Source organism: bacterium (genome assembly GCA_037128595.1).
GTDB lineage: Bacteria > Verrucomicrobiota > Kiritimatiellia > CAIKKV01 > CAITUY01 > JAABPW01.
Map to the genome: position 1 here is coordinate 52180 of JBAXWB010000025.1, position 16968 is coordinate 69147.

Here is a 16968-nt window from a genome sequence, read left to right on the forward strand (position 1 = left end):
TCCTCCGTCTTCCTATGCCACGTGATGGATCATCTGGAAAAGGCGGGCTTTAAGCAGGTCCAACCCTTCACCGGTCTCGGTCGACACGGGGAGCGGCTTGGTTTTGGTTTTCCGGCGAAAGACCTTCAGGTTCTCAGCCGAATCCGGTAAATCCATCTTATTCGCCACCACCAGCGTGGAACGGGTCAGGAGCTCTTCGTTATACATCTTTAATTCGTTGCACACGACCTTGTAGTCCTCTACAGGATCACGGCCTTCGCTGCCCGACATATCGACCACGATCGCCAGACAGGTGGCGCGCTCAATGTGTCGCAGGAACTCGATACCCAGGCCGACGCCCTGATGGGCATTTTTGATAATCCCGGGAATATCCGCGACCCGGTATGACGTGGTCTCGAAATCTTCGCCCATCATTACGGTCCCGATGATCGGGTTGATGGTCGTAAAGGTATAGGGCCCGATTTTCGGATGGGCATTGCTGATGCGGCTCAGGATGGAGGATTTGCCCGCATTGGGGAACCCGACCAGCCCAACGTCGGCCAGGAGCTTGACATCCAACTGGATCTTCTTCTCTTCGCCGGGCTCGCCATCGGTGTGCTCATAGGGCGTCTGATGGGTGGAGGTCTGCCAATGCGGATTCCCCAGCCCCCCCTTGCCTCCCTTGGCGATGATCATCTCCGCCCCCGGTTCGACCAGGTCACACAATAACTGACCGGACGACGCATCGCGGACCTCGGTCCCACAGGGCACCAGGACCACCAGGTCCTCCCCGTTACGCCCATGCATGCGCTTACCCATGCCATGCTGGCCCTTTTCCGCACGCTGCTCCGGATTAAAAAACAAGGAGATCAGGCTGTCGGTATTGGGTTCGGCTTTGAGGATCACGTGCCCGCCGCGCCCGCCATCCCCGCCATCGGGGCCGCCTTTGGCGATATATTTTTCGCGACGAAAGGCGAGGCACCCATTGCCGCCGGACCCGGCGGAGGCAAGGATCACCATTGAATCAATAAATTTTCGTGTTTTCATGGTGACTCCCAAAAACAAAAGCCGCGCCCCAGGGGACGCGGCCTGCATGAAGCGGATTATCTAAAATTCCACGCTTACGCCGTGGCCTCGGTCGCAATGACCGAAACCGAACGACCCTCTCTCACAAACTTGACCTTACCGGCAACCAATGAGAACAGCGTGTCATCCCGGCCCAGCTTGACATTCAGTCCTGCTTTGACCTTGGTTCCGCGCTGGCGCACAATGATGCCACCGGCTTTAATTGTTTCGCCATCGTAGGCCTTAACGCCAAGGCGTTGCCCGCGACTGTCCCGTCCATTTGCTCTACTGCCGCCTGCTTTCGACATAACTCAAACTCCTCTTTCAGCCAATACTGGCCACGCGCAACACGGTCAACTGCTGACGATGACCGACTTTCCGCTTATATCCTTTGCGGCGTTTTTTCTTGAACGCCACGACTTTAGGCGCTTTCACGCGCTCCACGATCTGGGCACTTACCTTGGCGCCCTTCACAAAAGGGGTCCCCACTGTAAGGGTTTTACCATCAGAGAGCGCCAGCACTGAATCCAAAGTCACCGTGCTACCCGCTTCTCCTTCGAGAAGTTCAACCTTAAGGGTGTCACCGGCCTTAACCAGATACTGTTTCCCGCCTGTTCCAACTACTGCATAGGCTTCCATATATCCATCCTTATCCACGGCTCGAGGCCGATTCCCGGCTCTCTGCTAACAAAAGGTCGGTTATGCTAGGTTTCGGACCTCTAAATGTCAATGCTTCTTTTCCATTTTTACATAACCCGTTCCGGCCCGTTTCCTTTGTGGCCAAAAACCGGGGTACTATGTTACTTTCCTTCATGGACGACAAACGAAAATTCCGCCGCTTCCAGCTGAACCTCCCCTCCTCACTGCTCCTTGAGAATGCAGAGGCTCCCCCAGTTCCCGTCACCCTCATTGACGCGTCCTTTGGCGGATTGGGCCTCATTTCCGGCGAAGACTTCCCCGTCGGCACCCTGATTTCCCTGAACTGGGATCGCCCGCCTTTTGCGGAAAACGTTGGGGTGAGTCTCAAAAGCCGGATTGTCAGCTCACGCAGAAAACCTTCCCAGCCCGGGAAATTTTCCGTGAATACCACCTTTCTGGACCCGGATCCTGTTCTGATCCAAAAACTTTTGCATTGGGCACAAATGCAGTCCCTCATTCAAGCCAAGGCCCGTACCCGCGCGAACACCTCCGCCAGACCCGGCGGACGCGGGTTCTTTTGACCCCCACCCCCCGTAACCCGATACTCGACTTTTTCCGGCATATTGGACATATTACGGGCAACTTATGAGCCATTCTAAAATCAACATTATGTCGGTGGTCGGGGCCCGTCCCAATTTCATGAAAATTGCCCCCTTTATACGGGAGCTCTCACGCTTCCCGGACGACTTTACCCACACCCTGATCCATACCGGCCAACATTATGATGCGGCCATGTCAAAATCGTTCTTCCAGGAGTTGGCCATTCCGGCCCCGGATGTGGACCTTGGCATCGGCTCCGGCACCCATGCCGAGCAGGTAGGGAAAACCATGATCGCCTTCGAAAAGGTCGTTCAGGAGCGCAAGCCGGACTGGATCGTCGTGATAGGCGATGTCAATGCGACCTGCGCTTGCTCCATCACCGCCAAGAAGGAACATATTCCCCTCGCCCACATTGAGTCGGGCCTGCGCTCCTTTGATCCGGACATGCCGGAGGAAATCAACCGGCTGGTGACTGACCGCCTCTCGGACCTCCTCTTCACGACCGACGCCATCGCCGATGCCAACCTGCTGAAGGAGGGCGTGCCCCCGTCCCGGATCAAGCGGGTGGGCAACATCATGATTGATACGCTTGAAGCGCAACGCGCCACGGCGGCCGCCCTGGACCTGACGAGCCTGTGCACCGCGTTTGCCCTTCCCGGCGCCAGTCACCCCCTCCCGCCGCTCAAGGACAACCGGTTCTGCGTCATCACGTTGCATCGCCCCTCCAATGTGGATGACCTGGACATCCTCGCCCCCCTGGTGAACTTTCTGATCGACGAGGTGGCGCCGGTATTGCCCCTGATCTGGCCCGTCCACCCCCGCACCCGAAATAAACTGGAATCGTCCGGCCTGTGGAAACGGCTGCAGAATGCCCCCGGCCTGATTCTCACCCAGCCCCTGGGCTATCACGAAATGCTGCGTCTGACCATGGGGGCCAAGGTCATGCTGACCGATAGCGGCGGACTGCAGGAGGAGTGCTGTATTCTGGGGACTCCCTGCCTGACGCTCCGCTGGAACACCGAGCGCCCGATGACGCTGCGCGAGCAGGGCGGCGTCAGCATCCTGGTCGGGAACGATGTCGAGCGAATCCGCGCCGAGTTCAGGTTGGCCGCCGCCCTGCCCAGAACGTTGCACCGTCCCCCGCTCTGGGACGGCCATACCGCCGAACGGATGGTTGCCTGTTTTAAGGAATTAAAGTAAACAGTCATACTGGATTATGAAAATATTTGTCACAGGCACAGCAGGCTTTATCGGGATGCATCTGGCGCATAGCCTTCTGGAGGAAGGACACACCGTTGTCGGACTCGATAATTTCAACGATTACTACCCGGTCCAACTCAAGCGCGACCGGCACGCCCGCTTAACCTCCTATTACAATTACACCGGGATCGAGGGCGATTTATGTGATTCCGCCCTGCTGACACACCTGTTCAAAGAACACCACTTTGATGCCGTTTGTAATCTCGCCGCTCAAGCAGGTGTCCGGTATTCACTGACCAATCCTTCCGCCTACCAGAAATCAAACCTCGAAGGGTTTCTCAATATCCTGGAAGCCTGCCGTCACGCCAGAACGCCACGCCTGGTCTACGCCTCCAGTTCAAGCGTCTACGGCGGAAACACCAAGCTCCCCTTCAGCGAGAGCGATCCCGTGGATTGCCCGGTCAGCCTCTATGCTGCCACCAAAAAAGCCAACGAACTCATGGCCCACACCTACACCCATCTTTACGGGCTACAAACGGTCGGCCTTCGGTTCTTCACCGTCTATGGCCCCTGGGGTCGCCCGGATATGGCCTACTGGAGCTTCACCCAGGCCATGCTCGCGGGCAAGTCCATCCCGGTCTTCAATCACGGCCATATGCAGCGGGATTTCACCTTTATCGACGACATTGTGGCCGGCGTGAAGGCAGCCCTCTTCACCCCGGGCCTGGCGCCCTGCGAAGTGCTCAACCTGGGCAATCACCACCCCGAAAAACTGATGGATATGATTGGCACCCTGGCGGCCACCCTCGGGGTGAAACCCCTCATAGACTTGCTACCGATGCAGCCGGGCGATGTTCCGGCGACCTATGCCGACATCACGCTGGCGGAAGCCAAGCTGGGCTTCCGCCCAACCACGTCGCTGGCGCAGGGCCTGCCGAAGTTTGTCACCTGGTACCGGCAGTATCATTCGATTTCATAAAAAAGGAAAACCCATGAATAATAAAGAGACCCTGATCGAGAAGCTCAACAACAAATCCGCTGTGATTGGCATTGTTGGACTGGGCTATGTCGGCCTGCCGCTGGTGATTCGCTTCGCGGAAGAAGGATTCAAGGTCCTCGGAATCGACATCGACGAGAGCAAAATCAGCAAGCTCAATGCCGGCAAGAGCTACATTGAACATATCCCCGCCGACGCCATCCACCGGTCACGCAAGGCGGGCTTCCGGGCCACCGCGAATTTCGCTGAAGCCAGCGAGGCCGACGCCCTGATCATCTGCGTCCCGACCCCCCTTGACGAACACCGGGAGCCGGATATGAGCTATGTGATCGGAACCGTGGAATCGCTGATCCCCAACATCCGGGCGGGCCAGCTCATGTCCCTCGAAAGCACCACCTATCCGGGCACCACCGATGAGGAGTTGCTCCCCCGCATCCAGGCGCGCGGCTTCACCGTCGGCAAGAACTATTTCCTCACCTTCTCCCCCGAACGTGAAGATCCCGGTAACCAGAAATTCAATACGCGCACTATTCCGAAGGTATGCGGCGGCATTACTCCGGCCTGCCGCGACGTGGGCGTCGCCCTTTACAGCTCCATTATCGACCAGGTCGTCCCGGTAAGCTCCACACGTGTGGCCGAAATGACCAAGCTTCTGGAAAACATCCACCGCTCGGTCAATATCGGGTTGGTCAATGAGATGAAGATTGTCGCCGACCGCATGGGCATCGACATTCACGAGGTGATCAAGGCCGCCGCGACCAAACCCTTCGGGTTCGTCCCTTACCAGCCCGGCCCCGGACTCGGCGGGCACTGTATTCCCATCGACCCGTTCTACCTCACCTGGAAGGCCCGTGAATACGGAGTCCACACCCGCTTCATCGAACTGGCCGGCGAGGTCAACAGCGGCATGCCGGAATGGGTGATCGGCAAACTGAGCGACGCCTTGAATGACCGCAGCCAATCGGTCAAGAGCAGTAAAGTCCTGGTGCTGGGGCTCGCGTATAAAAAGGATGTCGATGACCCCCGTGAGTCTCCGTCCTGCATCCTGATGGAACTCCTGCGGAAACGCGGTGCTAAAGTCGCCTATTCAGACCCCCACTTCCCCTCCTTCCCGAAAATGCGGGAACATAAGTTCGATCTGAAAAGCGTCGCGCTGACGCCCAAAAGCATTGCGTCCTATGACTGCATCCTGCTGGCGACCAACCATTCGTCTTTCGACTACAAGATGATCAAAAAGAATGCCAGGCTGATTGTGGATACCCGCAACGCGTACCCCGAACCGGCCAAGAACGTCATCAAGGCTTGACACGCCCGTTTCTACGAACTAATTTGCGCCCCGATATTTGAATAGTTGATGAGGCATCCCGGAACACGGTGCGAATCCGTGGCGATCCCGTCGCTGTAATCGAGAAGTTGGTTTTTCAGGGGAAACCCACCACTGGGCTGAGCGGTAATACGTATCAGTTCGGGAAGGTTGAAAAACCGGCTATGATCCGAAAGCCAGAAGACCTGCCGCATCACAACCCGCTTGGAATCTGATGGAAAAGGGTTCCGACAGGCCCGTCGCAAGACGGACCTGTCGGAACCCTGTTTTTTTTGCACTCACATAAAGGAGAAAACTGATGACTACCCTGAAACAAACGCTCGCGTCCATTCACCCCGTCAACCGTTCCATTGCCCCGGCGATACAAGCCCATCTGGACGATCTGACCAAACCTCAAGGCAGTCTGGGCCGCCTGGAAGACATTGCCATGCGTTACGCCCTGGCCACCGCCACCGTGAAACCCCGTCCCGGGAAATGCCGGGTTTACTGCTTTGCCGGCGATCACGGCGTGGCGGATGAGGGCGTCTCGGCGTTCCCTAAAGCCGTCACCCCGCAGATGGTCTTCAACATGCTGGCAGGCGGTGCAGCGGTCAATGTCTTTACCCGGCACGTCGGCGCTGAACTGAAGGTGGTGGATATGGGCGTCGACGCCGATTTTGCGGATGATCCGAACCTGCTCAAACGCAAGGTGGCACGCGGCACCGCCAATATGGCCGTCGGCCCGGCCATGACACAAGCCCAAACCGTTGAGGCCCTGGAAACGGGCATTGCCCTGGCGGCGCAGGCCGCCCGCGATGGCATCAGCCTGCTGGGGACCGGGGAAATGGGTATTGCCAATACCACGCCTGCGACCGCCCTGTTTGCCGCCTATCTGGGCCTGCAGCCAGCCGACATTACCGGGCGCGGAACCGGCGTGAATGACGCCCAGCTTAAGCACAAGATCAGTGTGATCGAAAAATCGATTGCCGTTAACCAGGCCTCCCTGGCCGATCCTTTGTCCACCCTGGCCGCACTCGGAGGCTTTGAGATCGCTGGGATTGCCGGTCTGGTACTGGGGGGCGCCGCCCATCGGGTGCCTGTGGTGGTGGACGGCTTTATCTCCACCGCAGGAGCACTGGCAGCCATCAAACTCAACCCGGCCGCCGCCGACTATGTTTTCTTCAGCCATTTGTCGGAAGAGGCCGGACACCGGGTGGTGATGAATGCCATCGGCATCAAACCCATTCTGGACCTCAACATGCGGCTCGGCGAAGGGACCGGCGGCGCGCTCGCCATGACCATTATTCAGGCGGCCCTCAAAATGATGACCGAAATGGCCACCTTCAGTTCCGCCCATGTCAGCGGAAAGGAGGGGTAAGCCCCCTCCTCTGCCCATCTGTTTCGTCCGTTCTGTCTGTTTATTGGATTTGCCAGGCAGCCAAGCAAAACGCTACCCTGCACCCATGAAATGTCTCTGGAAACATCTGCTCCGCCTAGCCATCAGCCTGATCCTCACCTTTGTTCTGCTTGAGGTCGGCCTGGGTTGGCTTTGCGCTACCGGACGCCTGAAAATCGCCAAACCCTCCTACTGCCTGGGCAATATCGGCTCCCGTTTCTGGGCCGACAGCAATCCCTTCTTCGGGGTCTGGCATGACCCGTACGCGTCCTTCACTCACGTGTCCCCGGATTATAAACTGACCTATCACGCGAACGGCCAGGGGATGCGGGATAAGGAACGGGACCTGAAGGCATACGGCAAAAAGCGCGTCATCGTCCTGGGCGATTCCTTTGTCGAGGGCTGGGGGGTTGCCACAGAGAACCGGATGAGTGACCGGCTCGAAGCGTCGACCGGCCTTGAATATCTGAACTTCGGCACTTCGGGCTCGTTTGGCCCCACCCAGTACCTGATGCTGTACAATCACCTGGCTAAATCATTCGAGCATGAGGCCCTGATCATCGCCATCCTGCCCGACAATGACTTCCTGGATGACGATTATGAGTATGGCCGGGTCATGCATGCGGACCGGATCCGCCCCTTTTTCACAGGCACCAAACCCGATTACAAATTGATCGTGACCCATCCGACGCTTCCCTCGCCCGGCTCAAAACTCCTGGAACAAATCCTGCTGAATCTCACCTATACCGGCAATGTGATCAAGCATTTCAAGAGCCTCTCACGACACCAACAGGCAACGCTTCCGGCCAACTATGCAGGGTATTTCGACTTTACGCCCGCCCAATGGGATCGCCTGGAAAAAGTGCTCCAGGAATTCCGGATGGCCGCGCCCACCCTTCCTGTTCTGGTCCTGACCATTCCCTGTGACACCGACATTCAACGCACGGAGAAACAGGGGCCGGCGCCCCTTCCCGCAAAAATGCAGACGCTATGCAAGACACTCGGAATGCACTATCTGGACCTGATGCCGGCCATCCGGGCCACGCCAGAAGGCTGGCAGGCCTGTTATCTGAAAACCGACCGCCACTGGAATGCCCGCGGAAATGAAATTGCGGCCAGGGAAATCAGTAAGCAGTGGGCAGCAGGCAGTAAGCAGTAAATACTCTACCCACTGCCGACTGGTTACTGCCCACTGCCCACTGTTTACTGCTTACTGCCTACTGTTTACTGCTTACTGCTTACTGCTTACTGCTCACTGTCAACTGACTTGCGCGGCTTTCCTTTGACATCCGACGTGTGCTTCTCGGGAAGCAGCGAAAGGGAGAGTTCGCCGAATTCGGAATCCACGGTCAACGGGCCGTTTTCAAGAGGCGCCAGATGTTCTTTTCCAACCTGGGCAAACGACTGCGTCTGGGTCAGTTCGATCATCCCCACCCGCGGGGCCGGTACGCCCAGCTTGGCCTCAAGCAGGTTGACGATCGCCCTGGGGTTGATTTTATCGCTCCAACCCACACTCAACCTGACCCACTGGCTTCCCCGCGGCGCCAGGCGCAAAACCGGAATAGCCTCTTCCTGACTGGCGACCGCCTGGGCGGCTTCCGCACGCCGTTCGCGCATGGGCTTGGAGTCCGGCCTCGGCAGCTTCTTGGCCGCCACGACCGGCGCGCCCTTGGGCGTCACCACCGGCGGAATCCTGGGGATGGCGACAGGCGCCGCCCTGGGGGCCGCCTTGGGTAACACTTTGGGCACACTGGTGATCTCGGGAATGGGTTTCGCCAACACCGGACGAGGACTTACCGGAGCCACGACCGGAGGAGTCATCGTCGGCCGCGGGGCAGGCTTGACTTCAGCCGGTGCCGTCTTGCTGGCGGGCGCGGCGTCACTGTCGCCCCCTCCCCCCGTCGCCATGACAAATAAGGCGGCGGCGATATCGGTAGAGGAGAAGCCCTCCTCGAGCAAACGGTCCACCAGCGGCATTTGCACGGCAAACGCATTCTCGCGCAATACATTGCGGACCTTTTCAATCAGGACATCGGTGCGCTTTTCTTCAACCTCACCCATGGTGGGCATCTTGCCGCGGAGAATGCGGGTGCGGGTAAACCGCTCAATGAAGGGAAGCTTGTAAATGTCGCGGCCGGAGACGAAGGTCAGCGCCATACCGCGCTTGCCGGCACGCCCGGTTCGACCGATCCGGTGCACATAGTCCTCGGCATCATAGGGGATATCGTAATTGACCACGACCTCCAGATCATCGACATCGATCCCGCGGGCAGCCACATCAGTGGCCACCAGGAATTCAAACTCGCACTTCTTGAACTTATTCATCACACGCGTGCGCTGGACCTGCGGGATGCCGCCATGCAGCCGGTCCGCAGAAAAGCCCTGGGCCAGTAGCGTGTCGGTCAGTTCATCCACCATACGCTGGGTATTGCAGAAGATGATGCCGAGGCGGAACCCATGAAAGTCAATCAGGCGCAGCAACGCCGCCACCTTATGGACATGCTGGACCTCGTAATACCATTGTTCCACCGTGGACACCGTGGCCGTCTTCTGCTCCATCCGGATGGGCTTGGGATCCCGCGAATACCGCTTGATGAGTTCGCGAATGGGCGGCGACATGGTCGCGGAAAAGAACACGGTCTGGCGTTCGGACGGGGTGGAGTCCAGGATTTTCCCGATGTCATCGCGGAAGCCCATATCCAGCATCCGGTCCGCCTCATCCAGGATGACCATGCTCACCTGATCCAGCTTCAGGGTGCCGCGCTCGATGTGATCCAGCACCCGGCCGGGGGTCCCGATAACGATCTGAACGCCTTTCCGCAATTCAAACAACTGGCGGTCATAGGAGGCTCCGCCGTAAATGGGCACCGAATGCACTCCGCGCTTGTGAATGGAAAGCTTGTGGACCTCTTCGGCCACCTGAGTGGCCAGTTCGCGGGTGGGGCAGAGAATCAGCACTTGAACCGCGCGGTTGGCGGCATCGACCTTTTCAATGGCAGGAATGGCGAAGGCCGCGGTTTTCCCCGACCCGGTCTGAGACTGACCGACCACGTCATTTCCGGCCATGAGGACAGGAATGGCGGCCGCCTGAATCGGTGAGGGCTGTTCAAATCCAAGCGCCTCAACGGCTTTAAGAATGGCGGGAGATAGCCCGAGGGCTGCGAAGGTAGGCTTTAGTGCGGTCTCAATCTTTGTATCCATATTTTTAAAGGATACCGTTTTTTGATTCAAACAAGCGAGAGGAATCGGATTAAGTCATGCAGGGAAGGCATTAAGCCCCGTCGAGGACGGCTCGGCAGGGACGCCTCGCCCTACCTGGAAATTCAAGGCTTCATTAGGTAGGGCGAAGCCTCCGGCTGAGCCGAGTTCCTCAGGGGGTGCGCAGACTTTTGATCACATAGCCGCCGGATTTTTCATCACGCTCAAGGTCAAAGATACCCCGGTCCCGGGCCTCGTCCAGGAGTTGATTGAAGGAGCGGAACCCGAAGTATGACTCACTGAAGCCGGGCTTGCGGCGACGCAGGGTCTGCTTGATCATGGAGCCCCAGATCTTCTCCCCTTCGCCGCGTTCCTCCAGCAGGGCCTCATAGGTTTCCACTAGCAGGTCAAACGCCTCCTCCTTCTTGTCTTTAGTCTCCTTTGAGACCGCAACGGTGGCCTTCGCCGCCGGGGCGTCCGCCCGTACCGGCTTCCGAACCACCCGGGGACGCGGCAGGGCGCGGCGTACCAGATCGTCGTAATAGATGAATTCATCGCAGTTGGCAATCAGCAGCTCCGAGGTTGAGTTCTTCGCCCCCACCCCGATTACCGTCTTGTCATTTTCACGCAACTTGCTGACCAGCGGGGAGAAGTCGGAATCCCCGCTGATGATGACAAAGGTATCCACATGGCTCTTGGTGTAGCACAGGTCGAGCGCATCCACGACCAGCCGGATGTCAGCGGAATTTTTCCCCGACTGGCGGACATGCGGAATTTCAATCAGCTCAAAGGAGGCCTCATGCATCTGAGCCTTGAATTCCTTGTACCGGCTCCAATCACAGTACGCTTTTTTGACCACAATATTCCCCTTGAGCAGGAGCCGCTCAAGTACCTTGCCGATATCAAAGGGCGGATAATTCGCGTCACGCACGCCCAGTGCGATATTTTCGAAGTCACAGAAAAGAGCCATACTCCGTGTTTCGGCGAGCTGTGTCATAGGGTTCTCCTTAAACTCCAGGGACTAGCTACTCACTCTACCCGGAAGCCCCAAACTTTAAGGCGCGGAAGGGAAAGGGTCCCGGCGTGGCTGCGGCTGCTGTGGCTTGTAGAGCTGTGCAACCGGGGGCGGCACGCTAGCCGAGGAGGGCGCGGCGGGATTGTTATAACCGCCACCAGGTGCGGTACCGACATCTCCGGCACCTTGATCTCCACCCAAGGCTCCGGCTGAGTCGGGACCTTGCTGTGGCTCACCTGTCCCAAGCTGTTCGGGGGCGGTGCCACTGACGCCTTCAAAGGCTTGCTGGGCGGGGATTTGTGCCGCTACTTGCTCGGTCAGAGCTTGAATCTGCTGTATGGTCTGGGCATTCAAGGGGCTGACACCGCTGATCAACAGGGTTCCGGTTACAGGATTCGCGCTGACTGTAACGGTTTGTCCGTTTGCCAGGGTGACCTGCTGTCCATTGGTCGCGGCAAAATCCGACAGACCTTGGGGCAGGTTAATGGTGACACTGACTGATCCTCCGGCCGTGGTATTGACGGTCACCTGGATGAGGGTTCCGTGAATCGACGCGTCTCCCGCTGGCGTTCCGATTTTGAAGGTGGATCCTTTCGCCAGTTTCGCAACATCCGCGATAATGCTCCCCTGTGTGACAGAAATCCTTGTCTGGGACGTGGAGGGTTCAGCCTTCAAATCCCGGAAAGATACCTTGCTTGAATCGAACGGGGTTTGGAGAAATTTGACCACGTGAAACGTGGTGTTCTGATCGACCGATAGCTGGGTCCCGTTTGACATGAGCAGGAGTGCCTTTGCCCCCTTACCGGTCTTGATGATCTGGCCCTGGTGGACAAAGACCCCTTTGCCGAGTGGCTGCGGTGCGCCGCCAGTGGTCGGCGAGAAGGATACATCACCGCTGACATCCAGCACCCGGATGTTGCCCGGCCTCTCATTCCCGGCAAAAGAAACCTGGACCATCACGCAAACAAGAAACGCCAATGCCAATAATCGAGTGATACCTAGTGTTTTCATGGCAAGCATTATAAATGACTGCCATGAGAAGGTAAACAAAAAATGCCAGCACCATGGCGGGCGACGAAAAGTGAGAATTCAGAAGTCATAAGCCCGAAAGCCTGATATCATTAATGGATGAATGCTGACTACACGATGATTGACACCCCCTCCGCGCTGCAAGCACTTGTTGACCGTTTGGCGGGCGACCCCTGCGTAGCGGTGGACACTGAGTTTGTCTGGGAACGCACGTTTTATGCCCGGCTCGGACTGATCCAATGCGGGACTCACGATGGCACCTGCTTTCTCATTGATACCGTCGCTTTACCGGACCTGGCCCCGCTTGGGGAAATCCTCAGCAACCCCCATGTCGAAAAAATCCTGCACGATGCCCCCCAAGACCTGATGATTCTGCGGCGCGCCACCGGCGCGATTCCCCGGAATATCTTCGACACCCGCATGACGGCGGGGTTTGCCGGGCTCAGCAGCGAGATCTCACTCCAGAATTTACTGGTGAGTCTTCTGGACATCCAATTGCCCAAGGGGCATACCCGGGCCGACTGGATGGCCCGCCCCTTATCCGGCGAGCAATTGGACTATGCCGCGGATGATGTCCGCTATCTCCCCCGGGCCGCCGCCCTCCTCCGCGCAAAAGCACGTGAAGCAGGCGTTGAAGCCTGGCTGAACGAAGAGCTCACCCTCCTCAATGAACCCACCTTGACCGAAGAGCGGAGTCCGCTGGAATCCTATCGCCGGATCCGGGGAGGGGGACGCTTGAGCCCCCGCAGCCTGGCCGTGTTGCAGGAACTGGCCGCCTGGCGTGAGGAGGAAGCCAAACGGCTCGACCTGCCACGTCAGCATGTGGTGGACGATGCCGAACTGTTATCCGTTGCCTGTGTACTCCCGGTCCTTGCCGCCGACTTCGAGAAATGCCGTGACCTCCGGCGTCGCACCGAACAGCAGTACAGTGAGGCCCTACTGGCCGCGGTGTCCCGCGGATTAGCCCGACCCGAATCGGAGTGCCCCGCATCTGCGGCCGGCCCGGACGAACGCAAGCTCGGCAAGGAACGGATCTCGGCAACCGTCGAGAGCATCCGCAAATACGCTGAAGCCCGGCAGGTGGATGCCCGATTGGTCAGTACCAAGAATGATGTCATGATGCTGTTGCATGACGGACCCAATGCCTTGCCCGGAAGCAACCGGCTTCTCCGCGGCTGGCGCAAGGAACTGCTAGGGGATTTCCTGACCACGCTTCCGGCTTAAGCGACACCAACCGAGCATTTCAGATATCTCCGTTCATTTCCTGAAATGGAGGGTTTTGCTTCGTCAAAACCTATTTCTCATGGCGCCGACAGCGCGGCGCCCTCCATTTGTGATTCTCAAAATATGTTCCTGTTATGGGAACAAATCATTTGTGTCTTAATTTTCTTATTTTATTGCAGGGCAAAGACTTACAACAGTATCTCTATGTTTCCATTTTGGATAATATGTGCAAGATGCTGTATCTTATCCGGCAATTCATGGACACGATACTCCAAAGCGAAGCCCGGGATGCTCTGCGGAATTGGCTACGAACCAATCGCGCAGCCCGAAACCTACCCATGCGAACGATTGCCGCCCGGCTGGGGGTTTCACATTCCTGGGTGGCCAAAACCGAGAACGGGGAGCGCCGCCTTGAGATCATTGATTTCGTCAATCTCTGCTTCGCGCTCGGGCTGGACCCGTCCAAGGGCCTCGACTTGATCGTCACCAATTTATCATCGCATGGCAGGACTCAGTATGGGGCCCTGAAGGCCGCTGATGCCCCCGCCCCATACCGGACCCGACGCAAGAAATAATCGGGCTCAATGGTAGATGTGGCCATTGCTCTGCAACCGCAAGGCGCCAGACTGCGGCAGCTGGGCGGCCGTATTATCCCATATCTTGACCCGCTTCTCATCAAGTTCCTCAAGCCGGTCAACCTGTCCGTCCAGATAGGCCCCCAGTCGCTGCTTGAGATTCTCAAACACGCCCAGCAATCCCCCATAACGTCGCTCGAGGATTTCCCAGCCAAAGGGCTTATTGTTGCGGTACCAGACCTCACGATGATAGTCGTTCAGCGTTTTGATATCCTTGATGATTTGAGGAATCTCCGTCTTTAGATATTTCTTCAGCGCCGCCTTATCACCCTTCAGGTAGGCCGCACGCAGCTGGCCGGGCAGATCCGCCTTGCGCGACAAGACCGTCGCCAGCAGATACGGGAGCCTGAGCCGCTCGTTGCGCTTATTCCTGAGCCGGGGCTTCAAATCCGCCGCCACATTGGCGAAATGCCCATTAAGCTTCCGCCCCTCCAATTGCGGCTGGAACAAGCCATACAGGGGATCTTCCCACAGGAGCATCTTGGAAACGGGCGCGTAATTCTTCATGAACGGCAGGCGGTCAATCCGCTCGCCCGCCCGCCAGTCATCATAATTCACACCGAGCGATCCCTTGATATTTTCACGCGTGGTGGCCAGGGACGTGTCGCCCGAAAAACTCATATCCGCCGCGTATTGGAGCAACGGCCAGCTGGAAATGAAGTCGCATTCGGTGCCGTCATCACCCCATAGGGTGACAATGATCTCCTTAACGCCCTTCTTGATGGACGACTCATAACAGGCGGCCATGGTTTTCTCGGCGTACTCATAGGCAGCCCAGAACCGGTTCCAGGTCTGCGCGCCCGGGGCCACAATCGGCACCCGCCCCATCTCGACATGCTTGTCAATCATGGCATCATAGTCGTCAGCTTTGAAATGGTAGTAATCCCAATAGACCTGATCGACGTCCACGGGAATGGCTTTTTTGATCGCAGGGGTCACCTGGATCGAGGTGTCATAGTAATCATGCCGCTTGGACAGCACCCGGAAGAACATGTCGCTCCACATCATGGGCTTCACCTCCAGCTTGCGGCAGATCTCCATCACTTTTTTAAAGTGTTTGCTGATGATCTCGAAGGGCGGCTCATACCCGTTCCGGCTCAAGTGAACCCCGCGCCCGATATCCCAGGCTTCATCCATTCCGATATGAATCCGCTTGGATTTATAGGGCGCCACCGCGGCCTTGATCATTTTCTCAATAAACCGGTAGGTTTCCTCCTCACCACACAGCATCACCGACTCCGTGTCCTTGATCTTGGAATACGCGCCATAGCAGAGAATGCGTTGAAGATGGGCCAGCGTCTGGATACAGGGGATCATCTCGATCCCGAGGCTGTCGGCGATGTGGTCGAATCCCTTGAGTTCCTTTTCGCTGTAGGCGCCGCGCATATAACCGAACAACGGCTCACCGGGGACCTTGAACGTGTCCTCCGTGTAGAACATGAACCCATTGAGGCCTGCCAACGCCATGAATACCAGCCACTCTTCCATCGCGGCACCATTGAGTACCGCGTTACGCGACACGTCCACCATCACCGACGTCTTTTGGATTTTCCGGGTCTCCGTAATATCCAGACTGGCCGTCGCCTTCCCGGACCTGGCCCGGATCAGACCGAGCGCCCGGAAGGCATCATTCCGCTCACCATACCCGACTTTAATCACGGGCGCGCCGCCCGTGACGCGGACGCCGGCCGCTCCCGGCGAAAATGTAATTTCCGGCAAACGCTGATCCTCGAAATCCAGGGCGGCCACACGACTGACGCGCTTCAAGCCCTCCCTCAATTCAGCCGGGACCTTCTTCAAGTTGATATAATAGGCATTACTCATGAGTCGTTCCTTTCGTTGACGCACCGCGCCACTGTTGAAGCTCCTTTAACACCGCCGCATGACTGGCCACCACGCGGCGGACCACCATCGCTTCATTCTCCGGCGTGACAGGCAGGGCGAGACTCCGGGACACATAGGTCAGGAGTTCTTCATTGGCCCAGGCGGGTTGGCGGAGACGCAGAAAAGTCAGCGGGTCAGTACGGGAGGCGTTCCATCTGGCCCGGAGATACAACCGGGCCGACTGCAGCGGATGCTTGAGGTCCGCCAACTGGAATCCCTGGGGGACCCAATTCGGATCATCCGGAATATCCACGCGGGGAAAGGCCATGGAGCAGACATCCACCGGGGTAACCGCAAAATCACCGGACCGGATCATCGTGGTCACCCAGATGGAGGTATCACCTGTTGACGAAATCACCCGCCAGATCTGGATGGGCAAGCCCCGGGGGACTAAGTTGTTGAGTTGTTGAGTTGTTGAGTTGCTTGGGGCTATTTCCTTGGCAACTTGAGAACTCGGGAACTTGGCAACTTCCTCAACGCGGTAGCCCTTGATCTTCATGCACATGGGCATGTTGTACCCATGCACCAGCCGAAATCCGAACCCCAAGGGGGAACCTTCACATTCGGCGAGGTAGGCCGCCACATTGGGCTCAGCCTCATCCCGGACCGCTACCGGCACGGCCCGCAAGGTCATTCCCGCGACCGTCGGGGTGAACCCCGCAAATTCCGCCCCCGTCAGGTTAAACGCCTTGAATGGCTTGTCGCTGAGCCGCCCCGCCACCAGCCAGAAGGCCACCAGCAGCATGCAGATAACCAGGAGACTAGGTACAATGTATTTTCTCATACAAAACGACCCTTTCCTCA

General features: G+C 57.7%; 16 protein-coding genes and 1 riboswitch. Of the genes, 8 read left to right on the forward strand and 8 right to left on the reverse strand.

All coding sequences use genetic code 11. From position 1 onward, the window contains the following. Window positions 1–12: 12 nt before the first annotated feature. The 3 genes from obgE to rplU form a co-directional block, all read right to left on the reverse strand. Window positions 13–1026, reverse strand: coding sequence for a GTPase ObgE (gene obgE / locus WCS52_14585; GenBank protein MEI6168406.1), 1014 nt, complete (start codon window positions 1024–1026; stop codon window positions 13–15). A gap of 74 nt (window positions 1027–1100) precedes the next feature. Continuing rightward, window positions 1101–1352: a 50S ribosomal protein L27 gene (gene rpmA / locus WCS52_14590; GenBank protein ID MEI6168407.1), complete on the reverse strand. Its 252-nt coding sequence runs from the start codon at window positions 1350–1352 to the stop codon at window positions 1101–1103. Window positions 1353–1368: 16 nt separating this feature from the next. Next, window positions 1369–1683 (reverse strand): 50S ribosomal protein L21, encoded by a 315-nt coding sequence (rplU, locus tag WCS52_14595; GenBank protein MEI6168408.1) that lies wholly within the window; start codon window positions 1681–1683, stop codon window positions 1369–1371. A gap of 173 nt (window positions 1684–1856) precedes the next feature. Here rplU and WCS52_14600 point away from each other — a divergent pair, with 173 nt between their 5' ends. From WCS52_14600 to WCS52_14625, 6 genes are all read left to right on the forward strand, one after another. Further along, complete coding sequence (locus WCS52_14600; GenBank protein MEI6168409.1) at window positions 1857–2264, forward strand: PilZ domain-containing protein; 408 nt, start codon at window positions 1857–1859, stop codon at window positions 2262–2264. A 64-nt stretch (window positions 2265–2328) separates the two neighbouring features. Then, a complete protein-coding gene (gene wecB, locus WCS52_14605) occupies window positions 2329–3483 on the forward strand; it encodes a UDP-N-acetylglucosamine 2-epimerase (non-hydrolyzing) (protein ID MEI6168410.1) in 1155 nt (384 codons plus the stop codon). Between the two features lie 16 nt (window positions 3484–3499). After that, entirely contained in the window at window positions 3500–4462 is a 963-nt protein-coding gene (locus tag WCS52_14610) for an NAD-dependent epimerase/dehydratase family protein (GenBank protein ID MEI6168411.1), read from the forward strand. 13 nt (window positions 4463–4475) lie between these two features. Further along, window positions 4476–5786: a nucleotide sugar dehydrogenase gene (locus WCS52_14615; protein MEI6168412.1), complete on the forward strand. Its 1311-nt coding sequence runs from the start codon at window positions 4476–4478 to the stop codon at window positions 5784–5786. Between the two features lie 60 nt (window positions 5787–5846). Then, window positions 5847–5989: riboswitch (cobalamin riboswitch) on the forward strand. 113 nt (window positions 5990–6102) lie between these two features. After that, window positions 6103–7161, forward strand: a complete 1059-nt coding sequence (gene cobT, locus WCS52_14620) for a nicotinate-nucleotide--dimethylbenzimidazole phosphoribosyltransferase (GenBank protein MEI6168413.1) — start codon at window positions 6103–6105, stop codon at window positions 7159–7161. A gap of 85 nt (window positions 7162–7246) precedes the next feature. Then, entirely contained in the window at window positions 7247–8338 is a 1092-nt protein-coding gene (locus WCS52_14625; protein MEI6168414.1) for a hypothetical protein, read from the forward strand. An 86-nt stretch (window positions 8339–8424) separates the two neighbouring features. Here the strand turns inward: WCS52_14625 and WCS52_14630 are convergent, their stop codons facing one another. The 3 genes from WCS52_14630 to WCS52_14640 all read right to left on the reverse strand — a co-directional run bounded on the left by WCS52_14630 (window position 8425) and on the right by WCS52_14640 (window position 12403). Next, on the reverse strand, window positions 8425–10380 hold the full coding sequence (locus WCS52_14630; GenBank protein ID MEI6168415.1) for a DEAD/DEAH box helicase: 1956 nt from the start codon (window positions 10378–10380) through the stop codon (window positions 8425–8427). Between the two features lie 169 nt (window positions 10381–10549). Then, window positions 10550–11374, reverse strand: a complete 825-nt coding sequence (locus WCS52_14635; protein MEI6168416.1) for an NYN domain-containing protein — start codon at window positions 11372–11374, stop codon at window positions 10550–10552. Window positions 11375–11431: 57 nt separating this feature from the next. Beyond that, the gene (locus WCS52_14640) at window positions 11432–12403 is read right to left on the reverse strand and encodes a FecR family protein (protein MEI6168417.1); all 972 of its coding nucleotides are present in this window, start codon (window positions 12401–12403) and stop codon (window positions 11432–11434) included. A gap of 117 nt (window positions 12404–12520) precedes the next feature. Between WCS52_14640 and WCS52_14645 the strand changes: the two genes are divergently transcribed. Beyond that, the gene (locus tag WCS52_14645; protein MEI6168418.1) at window positions 12521–13645 is read left to right on the forward strand and encodes an HRDC domain-containing protein; all 1125 of its coding nucleotides are present in this window, start codon (window positions 12521–12523) and stop codon (window positions 13643–13645) included. 257 nt (window positions 13646–13902) lie between these two features. Continuing rightward, window positions 13903–14220: a helix-turn-helix domain-containing protein gene (locus tag WCS52_14650; protein ID MEI6168419.1), complete on the forward strand. Its 318-nt coding sequence runs from the start codon at window positions 13903–13905 to the stop codon at window positions 14218–14220. Between the two features lie 6 nt (window positions 14221–14226). Here the strand turns inward: WCS52_14650 and WCS52_14655 are convergent, their stop codons facing one another. Beyond that, window positions 14227–16104 carry a beta-N-acetylhexosaminidase gene (locus WCS52_14655; GenBank protein ID MEI6168420.1) on the reverse strand — a complete coding sequence of 626 codons (1878 nt, stop codon included), beginning with the start codon at window positions 16102–16104 and terminating at the stop codon, window positions 14227–14229. Beyond that, on the reverse strand, window positions 16097–16948 hold the full coding sequence (locus tag WCS52_14660; GenBank protein MEI6168421.1) for a hypothetical protein: 852 nt from the start codon (window positions 16946–16948) through the stop codon (window positions 16097–16099). Before WCS52_14660 ends, WCS52_14655 begins: the two co-directional genes overlap by 8 nt. Window positions 16949–16968: the final 20 nt, after the last annotated feature.

Bases quoted from the DNA above. Each gene is read 5' to 3' on its own strand.
- obgE (MEI6168406.1), bottom strand. From the start codon at position 1,026: ATGAAAACACGAAAATTTATTGATTCAATGGTGATCCTTGCCTCCGCC.
- rpmA (MEI6168407.1), bottom strand. From the start codon at position 1,352: ATGTCGAAAGCAGGCGGCAGTAGAGCAAATGGACGGGACAGTCGCGGG.
- rplU (MEI6168408.1), bottom strand. From the start codon at position 1,683: ATGGAAGCCTATGCAGTAGTTGGAACAGGCGGGAAACAGTATCTGGTT.
- WCS52_14600 (MEI6168409.1), top strand. From the start codon at position 1,857: ATGGACGACAAACGAAAATTCCGCCGCTTCCAGCTGAACCTCCCCTCC.
- wecB (MEI6168410.1), top strand. From the start codon at position 2,329: ATGAGCCATTCTAAAATCAACATTATGTCGGTGGTCGGGGCCCGTCCC.
- WCS52_14610 (MEI6168411.1), top strand. From the start codon at position 3,500: ATGAAAATATTTGTCACAGGCACAGCAGGCTTTATCGGGATGCATCTG.
- WCS52_14615 (MEI6168412.1), top strand. From the start codon at position 4,476: ATGAATAATAAAGAGACCCTGATCGAGAAGCTCAACAACAAATCCGCT.
- cobT (MEI6168413.1), top strand. From the start codon at position 6,103: ATGACTACCCTGAAACAAACGCTCGCGTCCATTCACCCCGTCAACCGT.
- WCS52_14625 (MEI6168414.1), top strand. From the start codon at position 7,247: ATGAAATGTCTCTGGAAACATCTGCTCCGCCTAGCCATCAGCCTGATC.
- WCS52_14630 (MEI6168415.1), bottom strand. From the start codon at position 10,380: ATGGATACAAAGATTGAGACCGCACTAAAGCCTACCTTCGCAGCCCTC.
- WCS52_14635 (MEI6168416.1), bottom strand. From the start codon at position 11,374: ATGACACAGCTCGCCGAAACACGGAGTATGGCTCTTTTCTGTGACTTC.
- WCS52_14640 (MEI6168417.1), bottom strand. From the start codon at position 12,403: ATGAAAACACTAGGTATCACTCGATTATTGGCATTGGCGTTTCTTGTT.
- WCS52_14645 (MEI6168418.1), top strand. From the start codon at position 12,521: ATGAATGCTGACTACACGATGATTGACACCCCCTCCGCGCTGCAAGCA.
- WCS52_14650 (MEI6168419.1), top strand. From the start codon at position 13,903: ATGGACACGATACTCCAAAGCGAAGCCCGGGATGCTCTGCGGAATTGG.
- WCS52_14655 (MEI6168420.1), bottom strand. From the start codon at position 16,104: ATGAGTAATGCCTATTATATCAACTTGAAGAAGGTCCCGGCTGAATTG.
- WCS52_14660 (MEI6168421.1), bottom strand. From the start codon at position 16,948: ATGAGAAAATACATTGTACCTAGTCTCCTGGTTATCTGCATGCTGCTG.